This window comes from Thermosipho japonicus (genome assembly GCF_014201655.1).
GTDB classification, from domain to species: domain Bacteria; phylum Thermotogota; class Thermotogae; order Thermotogales; family Fervidobacteriaceae; genus Thermosipho; species Thermosipho japonicus.
The window spans coordinates 256,598-280,898 of sequence record NZ_JACHEX010000001.1 but is presented as its reverse complement, the minus strand read 5'-3'; the positions used below and the strand labels follow the sequence as shown (position 1 = coordinate 280,898).

At 31.6% G+C, this 24,301-nt stretch carries 26 protein-coding genes; 5 read left to right on the top strand and 21 right to left on the bottom strand.

Annotation, left to right across the window (positions count from 1 at the left end):
* Window positions 1–125 precede the first annotated feature (125 nt).
* Complete coding sequence (gene purB, locus HNP65_RS01495; protein WP_184618617.1) at window positions 126–1,403, top strand: adenylosuccinate lyase; 1,278 nt, start codon at window positions 126–128, stop codon at window positions 1,401–1,403.
* Between the two features lie 47 nt (window positions 1,404–1,450).
* Here the strand turns inward: purB and HNP65_RS01490 are convergent, their stop codons facing one another.
* Window positions 1,451–2,554 (bottom strand): ABC transporter ATP-binding protein, encoded by a 1,104-nt coding sequence (locus HNP65_RS01490; protein ID WP_184618616.1) that lies wholly within the window; start codon window positions 2,552–2,554, stop codon window positions 1,451–1,453.
* A gap of 12 nt (window positions 2,555–2,566) precedes the next feature.
* Window positions 2,567–2,827, bottom strand: coding sequence for a type II toxin-antitoxin system Phd/YefM family antitoxin (locus tag HNP65_RS01485; protein ID WP_184618615.1), 261 nt, complete (start codon window positions 2,825–2,827; stop codon window positions 2,567–2,569).
* Between the two features lie 143 nt (window positions 2,828–2,970).
* Here HNP65_RS01485 and HNP65_RS01480 point away from each other — a divergent pair, with 143 nt between their 5' ends.
* The 4 genes from HNP65_RS01480 (at window position 2,971) to HNP65_RS01465 (ending at window position 5,743) form a co-directional block, all read left to right on the top strand.
* The gene (locus HNP65_RS01480) at window positions 2,971–4,419 is read left to right on the top strand and encodes a radical SAM/SPASM domain-containing protein (RefSeq protein ID WP_184618614.1); all 1,449 of its coding nucleotides are present in this window, start codon (window positions 2,971–2,973) and stop codon (window positions 4,417–4,419) included.
* Window positions 4,420–4,459: 40 nt separating this feature from the next.
* Entirely contained in the window at window positions 4,460–5,014 is a 555-nt protein-coding gene (locus HNP65_RS01475; RefSeq protein WP_184618613.1) for a TetR/AcrR family transcriptional regulator, read from the top strand.
* A gap of 73 nt (window positions 5,015–5,087) precedes the next feature.
* Window positions 5,088–5,297, top strand: coding sequence for a 50S ribosomal protein L31 (rpmE, locus tag HNP65_RS01470; RefSeq protein WP_004102224.1), 210 nt, complete (start codon window positions 5,088–5,090; stop codon window positions 5,295–5,297).
* 71 nt (window positions 5,298–5,368) lie between these two features.
* Window positions 5,369–5,743, top strand: a complete 375-nt coding sequence (locus HNP65_RS01465; protein ID WP_184618612.1) for a S1 RNA-binding domain-containing protein — start codon at window positions 5,369–5,371, stop codon at window positions 5,741–5,743.
* Between the two features lie 151 nt (window positions 5,744–5,894).
* On the opposite strand, the gene nuoF (HNP65_RS01460) is transcribed toward HNP65_RS01465, so the two are convergent.
* The 19 genes from nuoF (HNP65_RS01460) to metG all read right to left on the bottom strand — a co-directional run bounded on the left by nuoF (HNP65_RS01460) (window position 5,895) and on the right by metG (window position 24,254).
* A complete protein-coding gene (gene nuoF / locus HNP65_RS01460) occupies window positions 5,895–7,508 on the bottom strand; it encodes an NADH-quinone oxidoreductase subunit NuoF (protein ID WP_184618611.1) in 1,614 nt (537 codons plus the stop codon).
* The gene (locus HNP65_RS01455) at window positions 7,505–7,993 is read right to left on the bottom strand and encodes an NADH-quinone oxidoreductase subunit NuoE family protein (protein ID WP_184618610.1); all 489 of its coding nucleotides are present in this window, start codon (window positions 7,991–7,993) and stop codon (window positions 7,505–7,507) included. The genes nuoF (HNP65_RS01460) and HNP65_RS01455 overlap by 4 nt, the downstream gene beginning before the upstream one ends.
* A 28-nt stretch (window positions 7,994–8,021) precedes the next feature.
* Window positions 8,022–9,830, bottom strand: coding sequence for an NADH-quinone oxidoreductase subunit NuoF (gene nuoF, locus HNP65_RS01450; RefSeq protein ID WP_184619011.1), 1,809 nt, complete (start codon window positions 9,828–9,830; stop codon window positions 8,022–8,024).
* A gap of 15 nt (window positions 9,831–9,845) precedes the next feature.
* Complete coding sequence (locus HNP65_RS01445) at window positions 9,846–10,223, bottom strand: (2Fe-2S) ferredoxin domain-containing protein (RefSeq protein WP_126992278.1); 378 nt, start codon at window positions 10,221–10,223, stop codon at window positions 9,846–9,848.
* A gap of 2 nt (window positions 10,224–10,225) precedes the next feature.
* Window positions 10,226–10,717: an NADH-quinone oxidoreductase subunit NuoE family protein gene (locus HNP65_RS01440; RefSeq protein ID WP_184618609.1), complete on the bottom strand. Its 492-nt coding sequence runs from the start codon at window positions 10,715–10,717 to the stop codon at window positions 10,226–10,228.
* Window positions 10,718–10,886: 169 nt separating this feature from the next.
* Window positions 10,887–11,792, bottom strand: a complete 906-nt coding sequence (gene ftcD, locus HNP65_RS01435; protein ID WP_184618608.1) for a glutamate formimidoyltransferase — start codon at window positions 11,790–11,792, stop codon at window positions 10,887–10,889.
* On the bottom strand, window positions 11,789–12,556 hold the full coding sequence (locus HNP65_RS01430; RefSeq protein WP_184618607.1) for an inositol monophosphatase family protein: 768 nt from the start codon (window positions 12,554–12,556) through the stop codon (window positions 11,789–11,791). The genes ftcD and HNP65_RS01430 overlap by 4 nt, the downstream gene beginning before the upstream one ends.
* A complete protein-coding gene (locus HNP65_RS01425; protein WP_184618606.1) occupies window positions 12,549–14,165 on the bottom strand; it encodes a penicillin-binding transpeptidase domain-containing protein in 1,617 nt (538 codons plus the stop codon). The genes HNP65_RS01430 and HNP65_RS01425 overlap by 8 nt, the downstream gene beginning before the upstream one ends.
* Window positions 14,155–15,549, bottom strand: coding sequence for a glutamate--tRNA ligase (gltX, locus tag HNP65_RS01420; RefSeq protein WP_184618605.1), 1,395 nt, complete (start codon window positions 15,547–15,549; stop codon window positions 14,155–14,157). Before gltX ends, HNP65_RS01425 begins: the two co-directional genes overlap by 11 nt.
* Before the next feature lie 12 nt (window positions 15,550–15,561).
* On the bottom strand, window positions 15,562–16,071 hold the full coding sequence (locus tag HNP65_RS01415) for a hypothetical protein (protein ID WP_184618604.1): 510 nt from the start codon (window positions 16,069–16,071) through the stop codon (window positions 15,562–15,564).
* Between the two features lie 3 nt (window positions 16,072–16,074).
* Window positions 16,075–16,734, bottom strand: a complete 660-nt coding sequence (locus tag HNP65_RS01410) for an IF-2B domain-containing protein (protein WP_184618603.1) — start codon at window positions 16,732–16,734, stop codon at window positions 16,075–16,077.
* Window positions 16,731–17,690, bottom strand: a complete 960-nt coding sequence (locus tag HNP65_RS01405) for an elongator complex protein 3 (protein WP_184618602.1) — start codon at window positions 17,688–17,690, stop codon at window positions 16,731–16,733. Before HNP65_RS01405 ends, HNP65_RS01410 begins: the two co-directional genes overlap by 4 nt.
* Window positions 17,687–18,124 (bottom strand): GatB/YqeY domain-containing protein, encoded by a 438-nt coding sequence (locus HNP65_RS01400; protein WP_184618601.1) that lies wholly within the window; start codon window positions 18,122–18,124, stop codon window positions 17,687–17,689. The genes HNP65_RS01405 and HNP65_RS01400 overlap by 4 nt, the downstream gene beginning before the upstream one ends.
* Before the next feature lie 12 nt (window positions 18,125–18,136).
* The gene (gene rpiB / locus HNP65_RS01395; protein WP_184618600.1) at window positions 18,137–18,574 is read right to left on the bottom strand and encodes a ribose 5-phosphate isomerase B; all 438 of its coding nucleotides are present in this window, start codon (window positions 18,572–18,574) and stop codon (window positions 18,137–18,139) included.
* Between the two features lie 14 nt (window positions 18,575–18,588).
* The gene (locus HNP65_RS01390; RefSeq protein WP_184618599.1) at window positions 18,589–18,927 is read right to left on the bottom strand and encodes an STAS domain-containing protein; all 339 of its coding nucleotides are present in this window, start codon (window positions 18,925–18,927) and stop codon (window positions 18,589–18,591) included.
* Between the two features lie 13 nt (window positions 18,928–18,940).
* On the bottom strand, window positions 18,941–19,537 hold the full coding sequence (gene lexA / locus HNP65_RS01385; protein WP_184618598.1) for a transcriptional repressor LexA: 597 nt from the start codon (window positions 19,535–19,537) through the stop codon (window positions 18,941–18,943).
* The gene (locus HNP65_RS01380; RefSeq protein ID WP_184618597.1) at window positions 19,534–19,911 is read right to left on the bottom strand and encodes an archease; all 378 of its coding nucleotides are present in this window, start codon (window positions 19,909–19,911) and stop codon (window positions 19,534–19,536) included. Before HNP65_RS01380 ends, lexA begins: the two co-directional genes overlap by 4 nt.
* On the bottom strand, window positions 19,904–22,324 hold the full coding sequence (gene gyrA / locus HNP65_RS01375; protein ID WP_184618596.1) for a DNA gyrase subunit A: 2,421 nt from the start codon (window positions 22,322–22,324) through the stop codon (window positions 19,904–19,906). The genes HNP65_RS01380 and gyrA overlap by 8 nt, the downstream gene beginning before the upstream one ends.
* A 13-nt stretch (window positions 22,325–22,337) precedes the next feature.
* Complete coding sequence (metG, locus tag HNP65_RS01370) at window positions 22,338–24,254, bottom strand: methionine--tRNA ligase (protein ID WP_184618595.1); 1,917 nt, start codon at window positions 24,252–24,254, stop codon at window positions 22,338–22,340.
* Between the last annotated feature and the right edge of the window lie 47 nt (window positions 24,255–24,301).

Sequence of the window (24,301 nt, the reverse complement as noted above, 5' to 3'; positions counted from 1 at the left end):
TGTATAATTGTGCATATATATTATATACTAAACAATAATTTTTGTAAAGGTTAACTTCCATTTTTCATTTTTTTTGAATTTGAATGGTATACTTTAGGTGTAAAATGCTGTGTGGGGGTGAAAAAATGGTTGAAAGATACGCGCTAGAGCCACTTAAAAGTCATTGGACGTTGGAAAGTCAGTATAAAAGATGGCTCGAGGTTGAACTTGCTGTTATTAGAGCATATGAGGAGCTTGAGGTAGCACCAAAAGGAACATATGAAAGAGCAAAAAAAAATTCATATCTAAATGTAGAAGAAATACTTGAAACTGAAAAGGTAGTTGATCATGATGTAATAGCTTTTATTAAAGTTGCAACATCAAAAATGGGGGATGAATCAAGGTATTTTCATTTTGGACTTACATCGTCAGATGTAGTGGATACTGCAAATAGTTTAGCACTTTTAAGGGCTACAAGATATATATACGATGAACTTGAAAAACTGCGTGAAGTTTTATTAAAGAAAGCATTTGAATATAAAAAGTTGCCAACAATAGGAAGAACTCATGGAGTTCATGCTGAACCAACTTCTTTTGGTTTAAAATATCTCACCTGGGCAGCAGAGATTGAAAGAAATATAGAAAGACTAAAAAGTGCTATGGATGAAATTTCCGTAGGTAAATTATCAGGTGCTGTAGGAAATTATGCAAATATTGATCCACAGGTTGAAAAACTTGCACTTTCTTATCTTTCTCTAAAGCCTGTTAAAGTAGCAACTCAAGTAATTCCAAGAGATATTCATGCAAATTTAATAAATGTATTTGCATTAATTGCGAGTGCTATAGAAAGAATAGCGGTGGAAATTAGACATTTACAAAAGACAGAAACATTGGAGGTACAAGAACCGTTCAAAAAAGGTCAGAGAGGCTCATCAGCTATGCCGCATAAGAAGAATCCAATACTCTGTGAAAGGCTTACGGGGATGTCAAGGGTGATTAGAAGTTATGTAAATAGTGCATTGGAAAATATTGTGCTATGGCATGAGAGAGATATTTCTCACTCATCTGTTGAAAGATACATGTTTCCAGATATTACAATGACCTTGTTTTATATGATAAAAAAGGCAACTTATCTAATTGAAAATTTAACAGTTTTTGAAGACAATGTAGTTAGGAATATAGATAAGACAAAAGGATTAGTTTATTCACAGAGAGTTCTTTTGAAATTAGTAGAAAAGGGTTATACAAGAGAAGAAGCATATAAAGAGGTGCAAAAAATAGCATTAAAATGTTGGGAAAATAAAAGTTCATTTAAAGATGAAGTAAAAAACTATTTTAAATTTTCCCAGGAAGAAATTAATGAAATATTTAATCCTGAGTATTATTTGAGGAATATAGATGTAATTTATGAAAGATTTAAATAACAAAATCCCCGGTTTTAACACCGGGGATTTTTATGGTTGATTAGTTATTATAATATTGCTTTACCTGTTTCTTTATCAAATAAATGCATTGTATTCATGTCAAATACCAAGTCAATTTCTTGTTCTTCTTTTGCCTCAGTTTTAGGATCAACAACTGCAACCAACTTATCTTCCCCTACTACAACATGGAGTATGGTTTCACTACCAAGTGGTTCTACTACGTCAACTTTTGCCCGTGCAGTATTTTCTCCTTCTTTTGGTAGCATAGCAAACATCTTATCATAAATATTTTCAGGTCTAATTCCAAAGATAATGTCTTTATCGATATATTTTTCAAGTGTTTCTTCAAATTGAGATGGTACTTTGAGTTTTAATCCGCTTGATTTAATCCATAGGCCATTTTCTCTAATAATTTTTGCATTAACAAAATTCATAGCAGGGCTACCGATAAATCCAGCGACAAATGTGTTTGCTGGCTTGTTGTAAATTTCGTGTGGTGAGCCTATTTGTTGAATTACTCCATCTTTCATAACTATAATTTTGTCAGCCATTGTCATAGCTTCAATTTGGTCGTGAGTAACGTAAACAATAGTTGCTTCGAGTCTATGGTGCAGTTTTTTTAATTCGGATCTCATTTGAGTTCTCAATTTTGCATCAAGGTTAGATAGAGGTTCGTCAAATAAGAAAACTTTTGGATTTCTTACTATAGCCCTACCAACAGCAACTCTTTGTCTTTGACCACCAGAAAGTTGCCTTGGTTTCCTATCAAGATATTCTTCAATTCCCAAAATTTTTGCAGCTTCTTTTACTCTTCTATCAATTTCATCTTTAGGAACTTTTCTTAGCTTTAAACCAAATGCCATATTGTCATATACTGTCATGTGTGGGTAAAGTGCATAATTTTGGAAAACCATAGCAATATCTCTGTCTTTTGGTTCGACATCATTCATAACTTTACCATCAATTTTTAATGTACCTTTTGTAATTTCTTCAAGCCCTGCAATCATTCTCAAAGTGGTAGTTTTTCCACAACCAGATGGACCTAGAAGCACTACAAATTCCTTGTCTTCTATTGTGAATGTTGCATCCTTTACAGCTTCTACCTTGCCATCATAGATCTTCCATACGTGTTCTAACTCAACTTTTGCCATCTTTTACACCTCCTAATCATTATCAGAAAAAAGATCATTTATATTTAAATCTTTAAATTTTGAGGGATCACCTATTTCAAGTAAGTATAATTCCCATACATTTTCTAAGAAATTTACTATCTTTTCAAATTTATCAAAGTCTATGATTACAGAAACAGGTTTTCCATTTTTAGTTATAATTACATTATTTTCACGAGATTCATCTATTACTTTTGAAAATTTTGCTTTTGCTTCAGCGATGCTATAGTAAACATTTTTGTTTTTTAAATTCAAAATTACCCCTCCTTGACTATAATTATAGTCATTTTTTTTGAAAGGAAACATATTGAACCAAAAAGTTACATTACTGCAACAAAAAATTAAGAAAATAGGTGTAAAATTTGACTGAACGGTCAATAAAAATTGGAGGTGTTAGGATGGCTGTAGGCGGAATAAAAGGTATGATTTATAGGCAAGCGGGGAAGATGATTAACTCATTTGTGAGAAAAGCAGATACTCAATCTTTTGCAAAGTTATTGTTTACAGTAGGAGCTTTGAGTAAAGAACCTGCAAAAAGTGGTTTGAAGAAGTTAGGGTTAATGGCTCAAGAAGAACATCCTATGATCAAAAAGTGGATAGAGATTTTCCAAAAGTCAAGTCCAAAATGTACTGAAAAGATTATCAACAACCTTATTATTAACGAGTGGGCAATTGGTGAACCTTTGAGACAAAAAAACATGGAAAAGGAAAAAGTTGTTCTTCCAAAGCTTGGAGTTATAAGTCCTACATATGCATGTAATTTGAATTGTATTGGATGTTATGCTGGTCTTTACGGAAGAAAATATGAACTTTCAAAAGAAGAAGTAAGAAGCATTTTAAAACAAGGTGAAGAGCTTGGAATTTTCTTCTGGATTATTACTGGTGGAGAACCTTTCTATTGGCCACACCTTCTTGAAATTTTAGAAGAATTTGATCAACACTACTTTATGATTTACTCCAATGGAATTTTGATTAATGAAGAAAAAGCTAAAAAATTATCAGAACTTGGAAATGCTACTATAGCAATTTCAGTTGAAGGGTTTGAGGAAGAAACAGATTGGAGAAGAGGGAAAGGTGTATTCAATGCAATTCAAAATACATGGGAAAGACTTAGAAGATATGGTGTTCCATTTGGAGCAAGTGTTACTGCTACAAAGAAGAATCACGATGTTATAATGAAAGATGAATTCTGGGATTTTCTTGCTGAAAATGGTGTAGCATATGCTTGGGTATTCCAATTCATGCCAGTTGGTATGAATCCAACTATGGATCTTGTACCAACTCCAAAACAAAGATACGAGAGATTCTTTAAAACAGATGAAGTAAGATTAAGTGGAAGATTTGCATTTGTTGCAGATTTTTGGAATCACGGTTTCTTAACACATGGATGTTTATCAGCTGGTTCAAAATACTTCCACGTGAATGCAAAGGGTTATGTTGAACCATGTGTTTTCCAACAATTTGCAAAAGATAGTATAAGAGAAAAAACATTGCTTGAAATATTTAAATCTCCATTCTTTGAAGCATATAAAAGGATGATTCCATTCTCGAATAATCTTTTCAGACCATGTCCAATTATTGATAATCCAAAAGTATTTAGAGCAATGGTAAAACATTTTGATGCAATTCCACAACATGAAGGATCAGAAAAAGTAATTACTGAATTAGCACCTGAGATAGATAAACTTGCCGAAGAATGGAAACAATATGCAGATAAACTGTGGTACGAACATGGTTATGTCGAAAGATACCCTGTAAATAGAGGAATTTACAACTATGAGACAAGAATGAAGAGATATGCAAATAAAGAAGAAGCTCTCAAAGTTGATAAAAAGTTAGAATTATAATTCATGCGGGGAATGTTCCCCGCATTTAAGAGGTGTATTAATGGCAAGGAAAAATACAAAGGGATTGATTTTAGAAGCTGCTAAAAAAGCGTTTTCAGAAAAAGGATATGATGCTGTAAGCATTGATGAAATCGCACAGCTTGCAGGTGTGCGAAAATCTTTAATTTATTATTATTTCCCAAGTAAAGAAGCACTTTTTGAAGAAGTGTGGATTAAATCTATTGAAGAGTTGGAAAACGAATTATTTGGAGTGGAAGAGAATGATTCTTCATATGTTGCAAGGATAAAAAATTTCTTGAAAAGATATATTGATTTTTTGACAAGTAAAAAGGCAATTTCTGATCTTTTACGACGTGAGAAGACAAAGGTTATTGATCAAGAAAATTGGAAAAATGCTAGGGAAAAATATGAAAGTTTTTTGGGAAAGATTGAAAATTTGATAGTTGAAGGCAAAAAAAAGAAAATAATTAATGAAGAAGTAGATCCAAAAGTTGCTACAGATATGATTGCAAGTGTTGATTCGTTGCCAAGAAAAGGATTGTTAAAATCAGTGGAGAATATGTTAATAAAAATTTTACTTAAAGATAATACGTAAACTTTACATAAATGATTTATGTGGTATAATACTAATGATAAAAATGATAAAATAACTAGGAGAGGTGAGTAAATTGAAAAAGGGAATTCACCCAGAGATGAAATTGATAACAGTAAAATGTGCTTGTGGAGCAGAACACAAATTTTACAGTGCAAAAGAAAATGTAAGAATTGACGTTTGTTCGAGTTGCCACCCATTCTACAAAGGTGCAGGCGCAGCAGGAATGATAGTTGATACAGAAGGAAGAATTGAAAAGTTCAAGAAAAAATATAATTTAGATTAATGTGATGACTATAATGCGGGGAGCATTAGCTCCCAAATTATTTTTTTAAACCATAGGGAGGTTTTGCGTGTATGGAAGTTGGGCAAGTAGTAAAGGGAAAAGTAGTGGAGATACTAAAGTTTGGAGCTAACGTTGAGCTAAAGGATGGAGAAAAGGCGTTTGTACATATTTCAAAGATTGCACCTACATATGTTAAGGCAGTGAGCGATCACTTATCAGTAGGGCAAGAGGTTGAAGGTAAAATTGTAGGAAAAACTAGAGATGGGAAATGGGAATTAACTCTAAAAGATACTTCAGCTAACAGCAGTGAAGGAAAAAGTGAAGAAAAGAAAGTAAACAATGATTTTGAAAAAAAGCTTGCAAAGTTTATGAAAGATAGTGATAGAAAGCTTTCTGAATACAGAAGAAGACTTGATAAAAAAAGAGGAAAAAAAGAAAGAAGATAATCAAAAACGCCCACTTATAGTGGGCGTTTTGTTTTTTTTAAAAATTAAAACTTTTTGTATGATATGTGTAAAAACAATTTTTAATCTTATTTTTTTAATAACATGGCTTCGAATACTCGAAGCCATGCATTATTTTGAAATGAATCTTATTTTAGATAGTTAATTTTCTTGATTTTTTCTTTTCAACTTTTTTACATAGGTTTGCTGGACAGACATTATCAATTATGTGCATTTCAAACTCTTCTTTAAAGTTATTTATTAATGAAAGTAATGGCACAGGGAAGCTTTGGCCTAAACCGCACAAAGCTGCTTCTTTTGCTACATTTGATATTTCAATCAAGTGTTCTAGATCATCCATAGTTGCTTCAAATTTTGACATTTTTTCAAGAATTTCTACTGCAATTTTTGTTCCTTCTCTACAAGGTGTACATTTCCCACATGATTCATGCCTGAAAAATTCCATTACGTTTTTAGCAATATCAACAACACAATGTGAATCATTAACACCTAGTATGACTCCAGAACCAAGGCTTACACCGTATTTTGAGAATGAATCATAATCAAGTGGAACATTTAATTTACTTTCATCTATGAAGGTACCGGCAATTCCACCAGTTTGAACCATTTTAAGTTTTCCACCAGAAATTCCGCCAGCATATATTAAAAGTTCTTTTACAGTAACACCCATTGGTAGTTCAACAATTCCTCTATTATTTAAATTACCTGCGAAACAGAATACCTTAGTTCCAGGTGAATTTTCTGTTCCAATTTGCTTGAACCATTCAGCGCCATTTAGAATTATTTGTGGTACATTGGCAAGAGTTTCTACATTATTAATAACCGTTGGTTTTCCAAATAACCCCTTTTGAGGTGGAAATGGGGGTTTTAACCTAGGTCTTCCAGCATGCCCTTCAATTGATTCAAGCAATGCAGTTTCTTCTCCGCAAATGTATGCCCCAGCACCTAAACGTATTGAAAGATCAAAATTAAAACCGCTATTGAGTATATTTTCACCTAAAAATCCATATTCGTATGCATCATTTATAGCCTTTTTAACATTTTCAATGGAGCCATAGTATTCTCCTCTAATGTAAATATAACCTTTTGTTGCGCCAACAGCATAGCCAGTGATTACCATAGCTTCAATAATGCTATGAGGGTCACCTTCCATTATTAATCTATCTTTATACGTTCCTGGTTCACCTTCATCGGCATTACAAACAATGTACTTTTGATCTGAATCTGTTTTATATGCAAATTCCCACTTTAATCCAGTTGGAAAACCTGCTCCTCCTCTTCCTCTAAGTCCGCTTTCTTTAATTTCATTGATTATTTCCTCAGGTTTCATTGATAATGCCTTTGCGAGTGCAAAATACCCATCATTTGCAATATATTCATCAATGTTTTTTGGATCAATTTTTCCAATATTTCTAGTGACTATCTTATATTCTTTTGTAATACTTTCCTTTTTAGATATTAGTTCATTTGGTGATATTTCAAGATCAAGAACTTTTCTACCCTTTAATATGTGTTCTTCAAATACTTTCTTTACATCGGATACCGAACTAACACTGTAATAAACATTATCTGGCATGATTGCAACTGTAACTCCAGAATAATTTCCCATAGTTCCTGTTTCTAAAACTTCAACCAAATTAGATAGATTAAATTCTTCGATTAGATTTTTAAAAACTTTAACAAATTCTTTTGCTCCTAACAGAATACTATTACTATCAACCGATACAAGGATTGTTATAGGCTTCATAAAGATTCACCCCCTTTGAGATTGTTAATAATTTCTCTGACTTTTTGGGGGGTGAGATCACCATAATATTCATTGTTAATCATAATAACTGGGGAAACACCGCACAGTCCCAAACACCCAGATTCTTCTAGTGTAAAAAGGCCATCACTTGTTGTTTGATTAAAATCAATTTTTAATTCTTCTTTTAATGTGTTTATAATTTCTCTTCCGTTTGCAACATGGCACGGTAGACTTGTGCATACTCTTATTACATATTTCCCCCTTTTTTTGGTTGAAAACATTGAATAAAAGGTTAATACCTCATATATTTTTGAAGTTGGTATTTTTAATTCTTCACTGACAATTTCAGCAGCATATTCTGGTATATAATTATTTTCAATCTTTTCTTGGATTTTGTGCAAAATATATATCAGAATATCTTGTTCTTCCAAACGTTCATTTTTGGCTTCCTGAACTATTTTTTTAATTTCTTCCTTTGCGAGCATAAAGCGCGACCCCCTTTATCCAAAGATTTTATTGTACAGCAGGAGTTACTTTACTAATTGCTCCAAATCTACATACTTCAATACAGCTTCCACATTTTACACAAGCATCCTGATCAATTTCGTGAACTTTTTTGACTTCTCCGTTGATAGCATTTACTGGACATACTCTAGCACATGCTGTACAACCAACACATTTTTCAGGGTTAATGACATAGCTAATTAAATCTTTACATTTCTTTGCTGGACAAGTTTTGTCTCTAACATGTGCAAGATATTCATCTCTATAATACCTAAGAGTTGATAGAACTGGATTTGGTGCAGTTTGTCCAAGACCACAGAGTGATGAATCTTTAATTACATTGGCAAGATTTTCTAATATATCTATGTCTTCTTCAGTTCCTTCACCTTTTGTAATTTTGTCCAAGATTTCATACATTTTCTTTGTTCCTTCTCTACAAGGTGTACATTTTCCGCATGATTCATCAACAGTAAATTCGAGGAAAAATTTTGCAACGTCAACCATACAGTCGTCTTCATCAAGAACAATCATACCACCTGAACCAACTATTGCACCAAGTTGTTGTAATGATTCATAATCTACTGGAGTGTCAAAATATTCTTCAGGAATAACTCCACCGCTTGGTCCACCAGTTTGAACTGCTTTAATTTTTTTACCAGTTGGTGATCCACCACCAATTTCATATATTAATTCTCTTAAAGTGATCCCCATTGGAACTTCGACAAGTCCAGTATTTTTAACCTTACCTGCTAATGCAAAAACTTTAGTTCCTGGAGATTTTTCAGTTCCCCATTGTCTAAACCATTGAGGGCCATGATATATGATTGGTGGAACACAAGCAAGTGTTTCAACGTTGTTTATGTTACTTGGTTTTCCCCAAAGCCCTTTTTGTGCTGGGAATGGTGGTTTAACTCTTGGTTGACCTCTTTTTCCTTCAATTGAATGCATTAAAGCTGTTTCTTCACCACATACAAAAGCCCCAGCACCAATTCTAATTTCTATATCAAATGAGAAATCTGTTCCAAGAATATTTTCACCTAAAAAGCCATATTCTCTAGCTTGATTTAATGCTACTGTAAGTCTTTCAATTGCAATTGGGTATTCAGCTCTAACGTAAACAAATCCTTTTGTAGCACCAATTGCATATGCAGCGATTGTCATTGCTTCAATTATTGAATGAGGATCTCCTTCAAGGATTGACCTATCCATGAATGCGCCTGGGTCACCTTCATCGGCATTACAGATCATATATTTTTCATCACCTGGTGATTTTCTTGCAAATTCCCATTTTAGTCCTGTTGGAAATCCAGCTCCGCCTCTGCCTCTAAGGCCACTTTCCTTTACAACTTCGATTACTTGTTCAGGAGTCATTTCTTTTAAGGCTTTGTGAAGTGCAAAATAACCATCGCGTGCAATGTATTCATCTATATTTAAAGGATCAATAATACCGACATTTCTAGTAGCAACTTTAACCTGTCTTGAAAAGAATGGGATTTCTTTTTGTGGCTGTGGAACTATTTTTCCCTTATCACCTTTGTATAAATATTCTTCTACTACTCTTCCTTTAAGTAGGTGTTCTTCAACAATTTTTTCAGCTGCTTCAGGAGTTAATTTTTGGTAGTAAACGCCTTCTGGATGAATTACCATAATTGGACCTAAACTACATGCACCCATACATCCAGTTTCAACAATGTTTATTGTATCTTGAAGATTGTATTCTTTTATTTTTCTTTCGAGGACATCTTTTACGCTTTCTTCACCAGCGGAAATACAAGCACCACCAGCACAAATAAGTATTGTATTGGTAGTTAAAGGCATTATTTTCAAACCTCCTTATTCTTCTCCTCTTTTTACTATTAATTCTCCAACTTGTTCTCCAGCAACAATATGTGATTTAATAATCCTCTTTGCATTTTCTGGGGTAACGTGCCCATATATTACTGGAACTTCACCGTCAAGTTCAACCTTTATTGTTGGTTCAACTTCACAAAGTCCCATACAACCAGATTGAACAACTGATATGTCGTCTATATTTAGCTCACTTAATGTTTCAACAATTGCTTTTAAAGTATCTTTAGCACCGGCAGCAATTCCACAAGTCCCCATTGCAACTATTATTCTTCCTCTTTTTCCTTCTTCACGCATTTTTACATTTTTTAATGTATTTTCTTTGATTTTCATAAGTTCTTCTAAACTTTTTATTTTACCCATTATTACCCCTCCCCTTTGTACTTTTTAATTATCCCTGGAACCATGTCAGGTGTAACTTTTCCATAGAAATCTTTTTCGCCAACAAGTACAACAGGTGCCATACTACATGCACCAAGACATCTTACACCATGAACTGAAAATTTACCATCTTTTGTAACTTCTGATTCTTCAACACCAAGTTCACTTAAGAACCTTTCCATGACTCTGTCACCACCTTTGACGTAACAGGCCGTTCCAAGACAAATTTTTATTTGGTGTTTTCCTTTTGGTTTTGTGGAAAAGAAATTATAGAATGTTACAACACCGTAGACTACCGAAGGAGGAATGTTTAGTTTTTTAGCAACATGGTCTTGAACTTCTTGGGGAAGCCAACCGAAAAGTTCCTGTGCTTTGTGGAGAACATTAATTAAAATACCTTTTTTTCCTTTTAGCTCTTCAATATAAGCATCTAGCTCTTTGTAGAGCTCGACATGTTTTTCACAAACTGCCAACATGGCCACCTCCTATTTTATAATACCATCCCAACATTATTATATCACTAAAAGTAAAAAATTTCACTTTTAAAATGTTATATTTAGAATAACAATTTTTTAATTATTTGCTATTTTTTCATATTTATTGAACATATTAAAAATCCCCCGTGAAATTCGGGGGATTTTGGGCTTATTCAAAAAATGTATTTAAAATTTTGTTTTCTATGACTCTTTCTTCGTCGAAATCGTCAAGTTGAAGATACCATTTCATTGTCTCAATAGCAGCTTTTAAAGGTATCATTCCAATTATTTCGGAGTTTAAAACTGGCACGCCGTATCTTTGTGCCTCTCTTTTTATTGTTTCAAACACTCTAAATATTGGCGATTTTTTGTAATTGGTAAGATTCATAGAAACTTGTACAATACCTTTTTCTTTTAGTTCAATTCCTATAGCTTTTACATATCTAAATCCGCCACTTATATGTCTCACTGCTTTTGCAATTTTGTCTGCAATTTTTATATCGTTTGTGCCAAGATTTACATTAAAGGCAATTAGATATTCCCTAGCACCGACTGCTACAACACCAGCCGATGGATGAACTTGATTTGGTCCGAAATCAGGCTTCCATTTTGGATCCTTTATTTTTTCGAAAAATCCTTCAAATTCTCCTTTTCTTATTTTTGCAAGGTTTTCTCTATCAGTTGAAGTTGCAGATTTTTCATATAAATAAACTGGAATATTCAATTCTTTTCCTATTCTTTCACCTACTCTTTTAGAAAGTTCTATACATTCTTCCATGGTTGTATTCATTACTGGAATAAAAGGTATAACATCAGTTGCCCCCATTCTTGGATGTTCTCCGCTGTGACTTCTTAAATCAATAAGTTCAGTTGCCTTTTTTACCATGTCAAAAATTGCATTTTCAATTTCTTCTGGTTCTCCTACGAGAGTTACAACCGATCTGTTGTGATCAAAGTCCATTGACCAATCTAGGATCTTTACTCTTTCGTACTTTTGAGCTTGTTCAATTATTTGCCTAACAACTTCTTCTCTTCTTCCCTCGCTAAAATTTGGAACAGATTCGATTAATTTCATAGATCCCCCTCCTGTTTTTTAATTAATTCTAGAATTTTGTCAGATATGCTTGGATTTGAAAAGATATAACTATCTTTAGAAAATAATTTTGGAGAATTTCCATCGAAATTGATTATTTTTCCACCAGCTTCTTTGACAATTATATAAGCAGCTGCTATATCCCATGAATTTGCCCTTTTTGCAACAAAAAAATCAAATTTATTTGCAGCAACATAACAAGCAGAGAGAGCCGCACTTCCTATTATCCTTATTCTTTGAACCTTGTTTTCAACATTTGAAATAAATTTACCGGTAAAGTTTTTGTGAAATCCTGTACTTCCAATACTTTCTTTTAAAGTTATATTTTTTGTAATTTTTAGTCTTGAATGATTTAAAAATGAACCTTCACTTTTTATTCCAACAAATAGCTCTTCAGTAAATGGATTAAAAACTACTCCAAAAATTGGCTTTTCATTTTCAAAATATGCTATGGATACACCAAAATTTGGTAAGCCGTGTATGTAATTTATAGTTCCATCTATTGGATCTATTATCCAAAGATTTTTACTTTTTTCATAAAGGTTGCCTTCTTCTGCTATAACCCCATCTTCTGGAAAAAACTTTTTTATTTTTGAAACAATCATATTCTGAGCGTTTTTATCATAGTCAGTAACAAGATCCTGAAAATTTTCTTTTTCATATACATTATCTACATTTCCCCAGTATTGAAATATATAATATCCAGCACTTTTAGCTATATTAATAGCCAAATCAAGCTTATTCATTACTTTCAGCTCCTTTTAATAAATAGTCAAAGACTTTTCTTGCAAAAGGGGCAGCCATTTCGGAACCACTTCCTCCATTTTCAAACATGACGACTACAGAGTATGTTGGATCCTCTATTGGACCAAATCCTGCAAACCATGAATGTGCTTTTTTGCTTTTGCTAACTTCCGCGGTCCCTGTTTTACCAGCAATTTTGTATGGTGCGTCTTTAAAGCTTAAATATGCAGTCCCACGGTTTTTCAAGGTTCCATCGTTGTAAGTGGTAACTTCAAGAAGTCCTTCTTTGATTGTGGACCATATTTTATCTGGTAAAGATACTTCATTGGTATATTCGATTTTATTAGATTTTAGAAGATGTGGTCTTGGAGTTTTACCATTATTTGCAATTGTTGTATAGAAATTTAAAATTTCCAAAGGTGTTAAAAGTATATACCCCTGACCAATACCTGTTAATATTGTATCTCCAGGATACCATATAGTTTTAAACTGCTTTTCTTTCCATTCTCTGGATGGGAATATCCCAGATTTTTCTTCAATGTCAATTTTAGTTAAATCGGAAATTTTAAATATATCTGCTACACTTTTAATTTTATCAATTCCTAGTTCTAATGCAATTGTATAAAAATATACATTACAGGAGACTCTGAGAGCTTTGATTAGATCTGTTTCCCCATGACCGCTTAAAAGCCAATCATTGAAGATTGCGATGGTTTTTCCAGAACTTGATTTATATTCATATCTTCCAGTACAATTTAAAGTAGCCGGAGTACTTTCTGATAAAAGATAGGCAATCGCAATTAGTGGTTTTATTGCAGAACCTGGAGAATAAAGTCCCATTGTAGCTCTATTTAAGAGAGGATTTAATGGATCGTTTACTATCTTTTGCCAGGTAAATTTGTCAATATCGTAAAAATTTTCTTCTAAGTTTGGGTATGAAACTAAAGCTAAAATTTCACCATTTTTAACATTTTCTACTATTACAGCGCCGGGGTTGTTAATTTTTTTCATTTCGTTATAAATATATTTTTGTAAATTAAGATCTATAGTTAGAGTGATATCTTCCCCATTTTCTGGCTCAGTTTGAATTATTCTTTGTTTAACCTTTCCTGAAGGGCTGGAAAAAATTAATTCACTACCAATTTTTCCCTGTAATAAACTGTCATATGTTTTCTCTATTCCAGAACTTCCAATTCCTTGTGAGTTGACATATCCTACTATGTGGAAGGCTTCAGGTACATAGAATCTTTTTTCCTCGTAATGTATATATAATCCGAGTTTTTCAAGCTCATATATTTGATAATTGTCTAGATAAGCTTTTCCAGAACTTATTAGATCAAGTATCTGCTTATCGGTTAGATAAGGTTTTAAAGATTCTATATCAATATTACTGCTGTATTCTATATATGGAATTTTCTTGCTCCATGCAATCCTAACACCGTTTCTATCAAAAATAGTTCCACGGTTTCCTTTTGTTAGTATAGTTTTTTGCATTAATGAATTAATAAAGGCTTTATGTTGTGAATGCTCAATAACTTGAATTTTGAAAAGAAAAAATACAAGTATTAGAAAAAAGGATAAAAATATTGAAAAAACTAATTTATACCTCATATTTCTCCCTTAATTCTAAAGTTTTTTGAAGCCTTTTGAGAGTTTTTTCTTTTCCTAAAACTACTATTGATTCAAATAAACCAGGTGTTACTAGTTTTCCAAGTAGAGCTCCACGAATAGTTTGAAATACTCTTTTGGTTCCTATTTCAAGTTCACTTGAAATATTTCTTAGTGCTTCTTCTACGTTTTGAATTGTGTAATTTTGCAGTTTTTCAAATCTTTCTAGAGCGGTTTTTAAAATTTTTTCTGCGTTTTCATTTAATAGAAATTTCTTAATGTACGTATCTTCATAGCTATAGTTATCAAAAAAGAATGGAATAGAAATTTCTTTTAGTTGGTCTAATGTATTTACCTTTTCTCTACATATTAAAAGTACTTCTTTAATATAATTTTTGCTGTTATGTTCTAAGGAGATATTTTTATCTTTTAAATAATTTAAGAATTCATTTATTAAAATTTCTATATCAATTTTTCTTAGATGTTGACCGTTAACCCATTCAAGTTTTTTATAATCAAAAATTACTGATTTGTTTGATATTTTGAAAGGATCGAATTCATTAATTTTTTCATGAACATCAAATATTTCTTCTGAGGTACTCCATCCAAGAATTGCAAGATAATTTAGCAAAGCTTTATTTAAAAATCCATTTTCTTTAAAGAAATCAACAGAAGTGCCCCCGTGCCTTTTACTAAGTGGAGTTCTATCATTTCCAAGAATTAATGGAATATGCATAAAAACAGGATTCTGCCAATTAAAAGCATTATATATCATTATTTGTTTTTGCGTGTTTGAAAGGTGATCTTCGCCTCGAAATACATGGGAAATTTCCATTAAATGGTCGTCAATTACAACGGCGAAATTATATGTGGGAAATCCATTCGATTTTATTATAATGAAATCATCTACAAGATTGTTGTCAAATGTCATTTTACCTTTTAACAGATCATTAAAGGTTGTAGTTCCTTGTTTTGGAACCTTAAATTTTACAACAATGGAGAAACCTTCTTTGTTTGCATATTTTTCAGGAAATTCATAAGATTGTTCAACTTCTTCTTTATCATGATAGATTGAATAATATGCCTTTTTTTCGCTAATAAGGATATCAACATATTTCTTGTAAATATCGATTCTTTCACTTTGACGATAAGGTCCAAAATTTCCTCCAACATCTGGACCTTCATCCCAATCAATCTTAAGCCATTTAAGAGCATTTAATATTTTTTCTTCATATTCTTTTTTAGAACGTTCTGTATCTGTATCTTCAATTCTGATTATAAACTTTCCATTGTTTTTTCGAGCAAACATCCAATTAAATAATGCGGTTCTTGCACCGCCAACATGTAAATATCCAGTAGGGCTTGGAGCAAATCTTAGTCTAAACATTAAATCATCCTCCTAAAATATTTCATCTAATATTTTTAAGTCCAGGGTAATATTAAATATAAAATCACTTACCATTTTCTTTTTTAACAAAAAGCCACTTGAATCTTTTGTTAATGGAATAGGAGCACAAAAGCACAAAGTATTATCTTCAAAAGCTATAGTATAAAATGGAAACATTTGAGGAATTTTCCAAGATAGTATCGATTGCTGAGAATAAAGTATCTTCTTTTTATTTTGCAATCTTCTTAACTCAAAAACGTTTAGCCTTTCAACTTTTGCAACATTTTTTGAGAATTTTTGAAAGTTTTTTGAGAGGATAGAATAATTTTTGAAATTAGCTTTTATTATTTTTTTAATAGTTTTTATATGATCCTTTTCTATATTTTTATCTATTATAAAAAAAACTTCATCAATTTTTTGCTTTTTAAGAGATTTTATGATTGTCTTTAAATTTTCAAAATTTTTCACAAAAGCAATTGAAAAACTTAATTTGTCTTTTTTCTTCTTTTTTAAGAAAAACATATTTCACCCACTTAAAATCGCAGTTATTAAATTATTTGGAACAATTTCAAACATTCTATCTTTTTCCGCAACAAATTCAGTAAATTTTGTTTGATCAGCAATTACAAAAAATGGAATATTAAAATTTTTTGAAAGCATAGCTAAAAGTTTTGATCCCACTTTATTTATGATTCCATTGGCTCCTATACTGTCGGCACCAATTATTACATAATCACAATTTACTATATACCTGTGAACTTCAAAATCGTTAATAAGATACACTTTTTTCTTGTAGTTTAATAGATTCTTGTATAGTATTTTTCCTTCTCCACCTGGATTTGATTCAGGGATATAGATTTCTAATTTTTTGTTATGAGTTTTGAAAAAGTATTCTAAAGTTCTGCTATTACTTATAGTCATTACTTTTGCGTCGAAATTTAAAAATTTTTGAGCGCTTTTAATAGTATTTTCAAAAGTTGTATCGAGTATTTCTTTTATATTATTTATATCTTTATTTTCTTTGATCATTTTGTATATCCACTTAATAACCTGCATTTCAGGTTTTAATTCTATCATATCCTTTAAGATGGACTCTTTATCATCAATATTTTTAATATTTTCAAGTATCCATTCGGCAATTTCGTGTGAACCTTGAATTGTTAATTTTTTGAACTTTTCGATCAATCCAATAACTCCCTTCTAAAGCTGCGTTTAGAAGCTTCTTTTAGAGAGAGATTATCAAAAAAAATTTCATTAGATTCAGATAAATATTTTTCAATTTCTAATTGTTTATTGTCGTATGAATTAAACCAACTTTCAAACTTTTTAGGATATTTGACTTTTTTAATATTTAATCTTGTAATAATTTTATTCATTGCTTTTGATTTTGTCATATCTCCAAAAGATGGATGATATGGTCCTGCTACTATTTGATTTTTTTGGTTTTCTGGTACAAAATATCCAAGTCTAATTACTTTAGCCTTATACTGATAAATTAACAATAACATTTCTGATGCAATGTTTACTGCTTCATCTAATGATAATGGATTGTATTTTCCTTCTAAATAAAGTTTTTCAAGTTCGGTATTTTTGAATATAATTGTAGGATGAATTCTAAACAACTTTACTCCAAGATTTAAAAGTTCTTGCATTGATAGGAGATCTTTTGTTATATTGTCATTTAAAAGTCCAATCATTAAGTGTGCAGAAATTTCAAAACCAAATTCTTTTAGCAAATTTACTGCGTTTAAGTTGTCTTTTCTACTATGTCCTCTATTTGCGGTAGAAAGAACATCGTCAAACATGCTTTGTATACCAATTTCTACTGTTTTAACATTATTTTGCTTTAAAAATTTTAAATTTTCATAATCTAGTTCATCAGGTCTAGTAGAAATTCGTATAGGAGTGTCAGGATAAAATTTTCTTACAAGAGCAATTAGTTCTTTTTGTTTTTCAAGGGGGATTGCGGTAAATGTTCCCCCATAAAAGGCAATTTCTTCAGGTGATTTGTTAAGAAAAAAAGAAAGAGTATTAATTAACTCTTTTTTTGTTGGCATTTTTTCGCCCGTCATTGCATATTGATTACAAAAAATGCATCTGCTTTTACAACCAAAGTTTGGTAAAAAAATTGAAAGTATCATTGAAGAAGTTCCTTTACAATTTTACTTACAATTGAACCATCAGCTTTTCCTTTTACTTTTGCCATTAAGTTTTTCATAACAAGGCCAAACTCTTTTTGAGTAGCGTTTAATTCTTCAATGATTTCTTTTGCCATTTTTCTAATTTCATCTTCACTTAACATTTCTGGAGCATATTCTTTTAAAACTTCTAATTCTTGTTCTTCTTCTTTTGCTAAATCTTCCCTTCCGGCTTTTTTATACGCTTCAATTGATTCTTGTCTTTTTTTCATTTCTTTTAAGACTAATTTTTCGATTTCTTCGTCACTTGCTTCTCCTATTTTTTCTACTTCAAAATTTTTTATAGCGGAATTTAAAAGCCTAAGTACTCTAACTTTAATCTCGTTTTTTTCTTTCATAGCTTGTTTTAGATCTTGCATTATCTTTTCTTTTAGCATTAAAATACCTCCTTATTCTTCAAGTTCTGCTATTTTATTTATTCTTCGTTCGTGTCTTCCACCTTCAAAATCTGCATTTAAAAATTCTTCCACAATCCATGTTGCAAGTTCGAATCCTATTAATCTTCCAGGAAGGACCAATATGTTTGCATTATTATGATTTCTTGCAAGTTTTCCCATTTCAGGTATCATACAAAGAGCAGCTCTTATTCCCTTAATTTTGTTTGCAGCAATTGACATTCCAATGCCTGTACCACATATGAGTATTCCAAAATCAGCATCTTTATTTACAACAAATTTTCCAACTTCTTTTGCATAATCAGGATAATCCACACTTTCGGTACTATTTGTTCCTACATCTATAATCTCAATTCCTTTTTTAGATAAATAATCTACAAGTCTGTTTTTTAGCTCAAAACCTGCGTGATCCGAACCTATTGCAATTTTCATTTTTTCCCCTCCTATTAATTTTTTAGAAAATCTATAGCGGCTTTTGTTGTTTCTTTTAGATTTAATACTCTATCTAGGCTAGTGAGTTTTAAAAGATTTTTAATATTTTCATTCATATTAACAAGTACAATTTCCCCACCTTGAAGTTTGAAGCTCTTGTGAAGACCTACTAGAATTCCAAGTCCAGAACTATCAATGTATTTTAAGTGTGAAAGATCCAAAATACAATACTTTTCTCCGTTATTTAAGATATTTTCATGGATAAATTGTTTCATTTTGTAAGCATTTGATATATCAATTTCTCCTGTTATTTTGATAACTGGAATATTTTCTAACTTAGTAACTTCATACATGAATTTCACCCCCTTAATATATTCTTATAACCCCAACAAGTTTGCCTATTACTTTAACATCTTTTGCATCACAAATTATAGGTGACATGCTGCTGTTTTCCGGCACAAGTTCTACCTTATCATTTTTATGATAAAACTTTTTTAAAGTGACTTTGTTGTCGAAAACTACAGCTGCTATTTGACCATTTGGTATCCTATATTGTTTTTTAAGGATAACATAATCTCCATCAATTATGTGTGCATCTATCATACTCGTTCCTTCAACTCTTAGCGCAAAATAATTTCCATATCCTTTAATCATTCTAACTGGTATTTCTATTTCTTCATCTACTAGTTCAAACATTTCAATTCCTTGCCCTGCTGAAATCTTTCCTTTAACAGGTATTGACACGGTTTCTGGTCTTTTAACAAGAGAAATTGACCTTGAATTTTTGGGGTTCCTTGTTATATAGCCTTTTTTTTCTAAGGCTAAAACATGTATATGTGCACCTCTAGGGGTTAATTTAAAATGTTTAGCAATATCTCTAATTGATGGTGAATAACCATTTTGTTGAATGTAGCTTGTGATAAAATCTAAAACCATTTTTTGACGATTTGTTAGTTCTTTCATATATCAAACACCACCTTTATTGAGAGCTTATTATCTTTTTTTTCGATTTTTAGATTGTGATACGTAAGTGCTTTAAAAGTTTCACCTTCTATCTTACTAAATGAGCAAAAAGTAGTTTTGTATTTTTTATCTTTTTCAATCTTTACTGGAAAATATCCTAATTCTATAGCTGCAATCCAGTCGTTTACAATATCAAATACGCCATCTTCATTTTCTTTTATATCATATTCCTGAACTTTAGTTATGTTACAATTTATATTTTCTACCTTGTATGTAGCATGGATTATTCTTAAGATATCCTCCAGCAGGCCTAAAAATGTATCATTCACTATTTCAAATGCAATATCCGCTGTATGGTCGATTTCCCTATACATCATCTTCGCCTCTTATAACAGCAAAGTCTGCTATTTCATCACCTTCGGATAGATTAACTAATTTTACTCCCTTTGTGACTCTTCCAAGAGGTCTTAAACTATTTAAGTTAATTTTCAAAGTCATACCGTTTTTTGTAAAGATCATCATATTTTCGTTTCCTAAAACATGGGTTACCCCTACAATATGTCCGGCTTTAGAAACGTCCGAAATATTTTTTATACCAAGGCCACCACGTTTTTGTATTCTATACTGAGAAGTTTCTGTTAATTTTCCATATCCTTTACTTGTTACAGTCAAAAGATAATGTTCATCATCCATTAAAAGAGAAGAACTTACCACAGCATCATCATTTGAAAGCCTTATTCCAATAACACCCATTGCGCTTCTTCCCATTGTTCTGACTTCAGAAATTGGAAATCTAATACACAATCCATTTTTTGTTGCAATTAATATAGTTTGGTCTGGATTGTCAATTTTTTGTACAGAAACAAGTAAATCATCACCATCAAATGTTATTGCTTTCATTCCTCTTGAGTTTATATTTTCAAACTCTTTAAGCGAAGTTCGTTTGACTTTACCATTTTTTGTTACAAAGAATAATTCACCTTCAAAGTTATCTACAGGAAGCATTGTGAGAATTTTTTCATCTTGCCCAATATTTAAATATTTTGCTATTTGTCTTCCACGGCTTGTTCTTGAGTTTTCCTCTATTTGATAGTTGTTTAAAATATATACCTTTCCATATGATGTAAAGAATAAGGTTTTTCCATGCAGATGAGTATAAATAATCTCCATTATAGCATCATCAGCCATTAAATTTGATCCTGCAACGCCCTTTCCACCACGTCTTTGTGTTTTAAATGTGTCAAGGCTCATCATTTTCAAGTAACCTTTTTTTGTTAGCGATAAAACTACTTCTTTATCTGGAATAAGCTCTAATTCATTGAATTCTATTTTTCTTTCTTCGTGATCTAATATTATACTTTTTCTGCTGTCACCATATTCACTTTTAATCGTTTCAAGTTCTTCGATTATTTTCTCATATACTTTTTGATCGTTTTCTATTAATTCTTTTTCGACTTTCATCTTATTTACAAGATCGTTGTAATCGTCTATTAATTTTGAGATTTCAAGTTTAGTTAATCTTCCAAGTCTTAGATCGACGATTGCTTTTGCTTGTGTTTCAGTAAAGTTAAACATATCTATTAATTCATGTATAGCACTGTTTTGATCTTCACTATTTCTAATCACTGAAATAATAGTGTCAATTGATCTTGAAGCTTTAATTAGTCCTTCTAAAATATGGGCTTTTTTGGAGTATTGTTTGTAATAATATTGAGCTCTTCTTCTTACAACCTCAAATCTATGTTCTACAAAAGCCCACATTAATTCTTTTAGATTCATCAGAACAGGTTTTTTCTCTTTGTCTATAACTAAGAGTTGTGAATGAAATGAACTTTGTAGTTGGGTATGTTTATACAAATTGTTGATTATAATTTCTTCGTTAGTATCATTCGGTATTTCAATAACTATTCTAAGTCCTTCCTTATCGGATTCATCTCTAATATCTTTAATTGGAAGACTTGATTTTTCCGCATACTCAACTATTTTCTTTATTAAATCAGCTTTGCTTATGTTGAAAGGAATCTCCGTTATAACAATATTTTTCTTTTTCTTTTTTTCTTCTACATGTACCTTTCCACGGATTGTAAAACTACCTTTTCCGGTGGTGTACATTTCCCTGATTCCAGCTTTTCCGATAATTTCTCCACCGGTTGGAAAATCAGGTCCAGGTATAAAGTTCATAAGTTCTTCAATAGAAATTTCAGGATTCTTTATTAACGTGATTAACCCATTTACAAGTTCTGTTATATTATGAGGTGGAATATTTGTTGTCATTCCAACTGCAATTCCCGTTGACCCATTTGCAAGTAAATTCGGGAATTTTGATGGTAATACTTCGGGCTCTTTTAAACTCCCATCAAAATTATCAGTCATATTAACAGTTTCTTTATCAATATCTTCAAGCAATTCTTCTGCAATCTTTGCAAGTCTTGCTTCGGTGTACCTCATTGCAGCTGGAGGGTCCCTATCAATGGAGCCAAAATTCCCCTGACCATCAATAAGTTTATATCGCATCGTCCAATCTTGTGCCATTCTAACTATTGTATCGTAGATTGCAGCATCACCATGAGGATGATATTTACCCATTACTTCACCGACAATACGTGCGGATTTTTTAAATGGTTTATTATGAGTCACTCCAAGTTCGTACATACTATATAAAATTCTTCTTTGAACGGGTTTCAACCCGTCGCGTACATCCGGAATAGCCCTTCCTATAATTACGCTCATTGAATAGCTTAAATAGGATTCTTTTAATTCCTCTTCTATAGGTCTGTATATTTCCATTTAAGTCCCTCCACTAAGAAATTTTCGCGCCTTCGTCTATGTCTTTGTCGACTGTTAAAACAGTTAAGTTATCATTTATTTTTGCGGCGAGTAACATTCCTTGAGATTCTATTCCCATTAGTTTAGCAGGTTTTAAATTTGCAACAACTATTATTTTTTTGCCAATTAACTGTTCTGGTGTATAAAATTTTGAAATGCCTGCTACTATTTGTCTTTTACCAAGCCCTCCAAGATCGACAATTAATCTTAATAACTTTTCTGATTTTTTAACTTTTTCGGCTTCTACAACTTTAGCAACACGCAAATCTACCTTTTTAAAATCTTCAATTGAAATAAGTTCTATTGTATTTTCAGGCATTTCCTGCTTGGTCTTTTTTTCTCCAACTTTTTGAATGTTTTTTATATCTATCTTTTGAAATAGTGGCTTTTCATGTATTACATTTGCTCCAGATTTAAGAGAGTTCCATTCTGTGTTTAGTACAAATTCAGGATTAAACTCTTGTCCTAACCTTCTAAAAACTTCTGCTGAGGAATCAGGCATAAATGGAAGTAATAAAGAAGCGATTTTAATAAATGCTTCTAGAGTATTATATAAAATGGTTCCTAATCTTTCTTTATTTCCTTCTTTTGCAAGTACCCAAGGTTTGTTTTCATCGAAATATTTATTTACATCTCTTATATAGCTCCAAACATTTTCCAGGGCATTTGTTAATTTGTAACTTTCCATATGTTCAGTATATTCTTTTTTTAGGTTCTTAAATTTTTCAATCAGCTCTTTATCTGAATCATTTAAAGAAGAAGGAGTTGGAGTTTTTGAGTCGAAGTTTTTAACTACCATTGCAAGTGTTCTATGGAGTAGATTACCATAGTCATTTGCAAGATCTGAGTTTAATCTATTAACTAGGTTTTCTTCAGAAAAATCTCCATCTTTTCCAAAGACAATATCTCTTGCAAGGTAATATCTTATTACATCATTTCCATATTTTTTGACAAATTCCCTCGGGTCTATGGCATTGCCAAGTGATTTGCTTATTTTCTGACCATTAACTGTTAACCAACCATGAGCAAATATCTTTTTTGGTAAAGGAAGTCCAACGGACATTAGCATTGCTGGCCATATAAGGCTATGGAATCTATTAATTTCTTTACCGATGAGGTGTAAATCAGCAGGCCACCATTTTTTGAAAATTTCTTCGTCTCTACCGTAACCTATTGCTGAAATATAATTTATAAGTGCATCAACCCAAACATAAATAACATGTTTGGGATCATTTGGCATTGGAATACCCCAGTCGAATGTTGTTCTTGTTATAGAAAGATCTTTTAATCCTTCTTCTAGAATTTTTAACATTTCATTTTTTCTAAATTCTGGTTCAACAAAATCTGGATTTTCTTTAAAATGCTTTAAAAGAGGTTCAGTATATTTTGAAAGTCTGAAAAAGTAGTTTTCTTCTTCAACAAAATTTAACGGTCGATGACAAGATGGACAAATTGGATTGTTATTTTCATCTTTTTCTATTTCATCTTCGCTCCAATATGTTTCACAAGGTACACAATACCACCCCTTATATTTTCCTTTGTAAATATCACCATTTTCGAGCATTTTTGAAACAAAAAATTGTACGGTTTTTATGTGATCTTCATCTGTAGTTCTTATAAAATAATCATTTGTAATTTTTAAATCTTTCCAAAGTTGCTCAAATTTTCCAGAAAGTTCATCACAAAGTTGCTGAGGAGTTTTCCCTTGTTTTTTAGCGGCTTGCATTATTTTTTGACCATGCTCATCAGTACCAGTTAGATAGAATACATCATATCCCATTAATCTTTTGTATCTTGCTATAATGTCTCCAATAATTGTTGTATATGCACTTCCAATATGTGGTTCGGAATTTACATAGTATATAGGCGTTGTTATATAGAATTTTTTCACTTCTTCACCTCCAAAAAAGTTCTCATTTCATTCTTAAATATTATACC

Bases quoted from the DNA above. Each gene is read 5' to 3' on its own strand.
- purB (WP_184618617.1), top strand. From the start codon at position 126: ATGGTTGAAAGATACGCGCTAGAGCCACTTAAAAGTCATTGGACGTTG.
- HNP65_RS01490 (WP_184618616.1), bottom strand. From the start codon at position 2,554: ATGGCAAAAGTTGAGTTAGAACACGTATGGAAGATCTATGATGGCAAG.
- HNP65_RS01480 (WP_184618614.1), top strand. From the start codon at position 2,971: ATGGCTGTAGGCGGAATAAAAGGTATGATTTATAGGCAAGCGGGGAAG.
- HNP65_RS01475 (WP_184618613.1), top strand. From the start codon at position 4,460: ATGGCAAGGAAAAATACAAAGGGATTGATTTTAGAAGCTGCTAAAAAA.
- HNP65_RS01465 (WP_184618612.1), top strand. From the start codon at position 5,369: ATGGAAGTTGGGCAAGTAGTAAAGGGAAAAGTAGTGGAGATACTAAAG.
- nuoF (WP_184618611.1), bottom strand. From the start codon at position 7,508: ATGAAGCCTATAACAATCCTTGTATCGGTTGATAGTAATAGTATTCTG.
- HNP65_RS01455 (WP_184618610.1), bottom strand. From the start codon at position 7,993: ATGCTCGCAAAGGAAGAAATTAAAAAAATAGTTCAGGAAGCCAAAAAT.
- nuoF (WP_184619011.1), bottom strand. From the start codon at position 9,830: ATGCCTTTAACTACCAATACAATACTTATTTGTGCTGGTGGTGCTTGT.
- HNP65_RS01445 (WP_126992278.1), bottom strand. From the start codon at position 10,223: ATGGGTAAAATAAAAAGTTTAGAAGAACTTATGAAAATCAAAGAAAAT.
- HNP65_RS01440 (WP_184618609.1), bottom strand. From the start codon at position 10,717: ATGTTGGCAGTTTGTGAAAAACATGTCGAGCTCTACAAAGAGCTAGAT.
- ftcD (WP_184618608.1), bottom strand. From the start codon at position 11,792: ATGAAATTAATCGAATCTGTTCCAAATTTTAGCGAGGGAAGAAGAGAA.
- HNP65_RS01430 (WP_184618607.1), bottom strand. From the start codon at position 12,556: ATGAATAAGCTTGATTTGGCTATTAATATAGCTAAAAGTGCTGGATAT.
- HNP65_RS01425 (WP_184618606.1), bottom strand. From the start codon at position 14,165: ATGAGGTATAAATTAGTTTTTTCAATATTTTTATCCTTTTTTCTAATA.
- gltX (WP_184618605.1), bottom strand. From the start codon at position 15,549: ATGTTTAGACTAAGATTTGCTCCAAGCCCTACTGGATATTTACATGTT.
- HNP65_RS01415 (WP_184618604.1), bottom strand. From the start codon at position 16,071: ATGTTTTTCTTAAAAAAGAAGAAAAAAGACAAATTAAGTTTTTCAATT.
- HNP65_RS01405 (WP_184618602.1), bottom strand. From the start codon at position 17,690: ATGATACTTTCAATTTTTTTACCAAACTTTGGTTGTAAAAGCAGATGC.
- HNP65_RS01400 (WP_184618601.1), bottom strand. From the start codon at position 18,124: ATGCTAAAAGAAAAGATAATGCAAGATCTAAAACAAGCTATGAAAGAA.
- rpiB (WP_184618600.1), bottom strand. From the start codon at position 18,574: ATGAAAATTGCAATAGGTTCGGATCACGCAGGTTTTGAGCTAAAAAAC.
- HNP65_RS01390 (WP_184618599.1), bottom strand. From the start codon at position 18,927: ATGTATGAAGTTACTAAGTTAGAAAATATTCCAGTTATCAAAATAACA.
- lexA (WP_184618598.1), bottom strand. From the start codon at position 19,537: ATGAAAGAACTAACAAATCGTCAAAAAATGGTTTTAGATTTTATCACA.
- HNP65_RS01380 (WP_184618597.1), bottom strand. From the start codon at position 19,911: ATGTATAGGGAAATCGACCATACAGCGGATATTGCATTTGAAATAGTG.
- gyrA (WP_184618596.1), bottom strand. From the start codon at position 22,324: ATGGAAATATACAGACCTATAGAAGAGGAATTAAAAGAATCCTATTTA.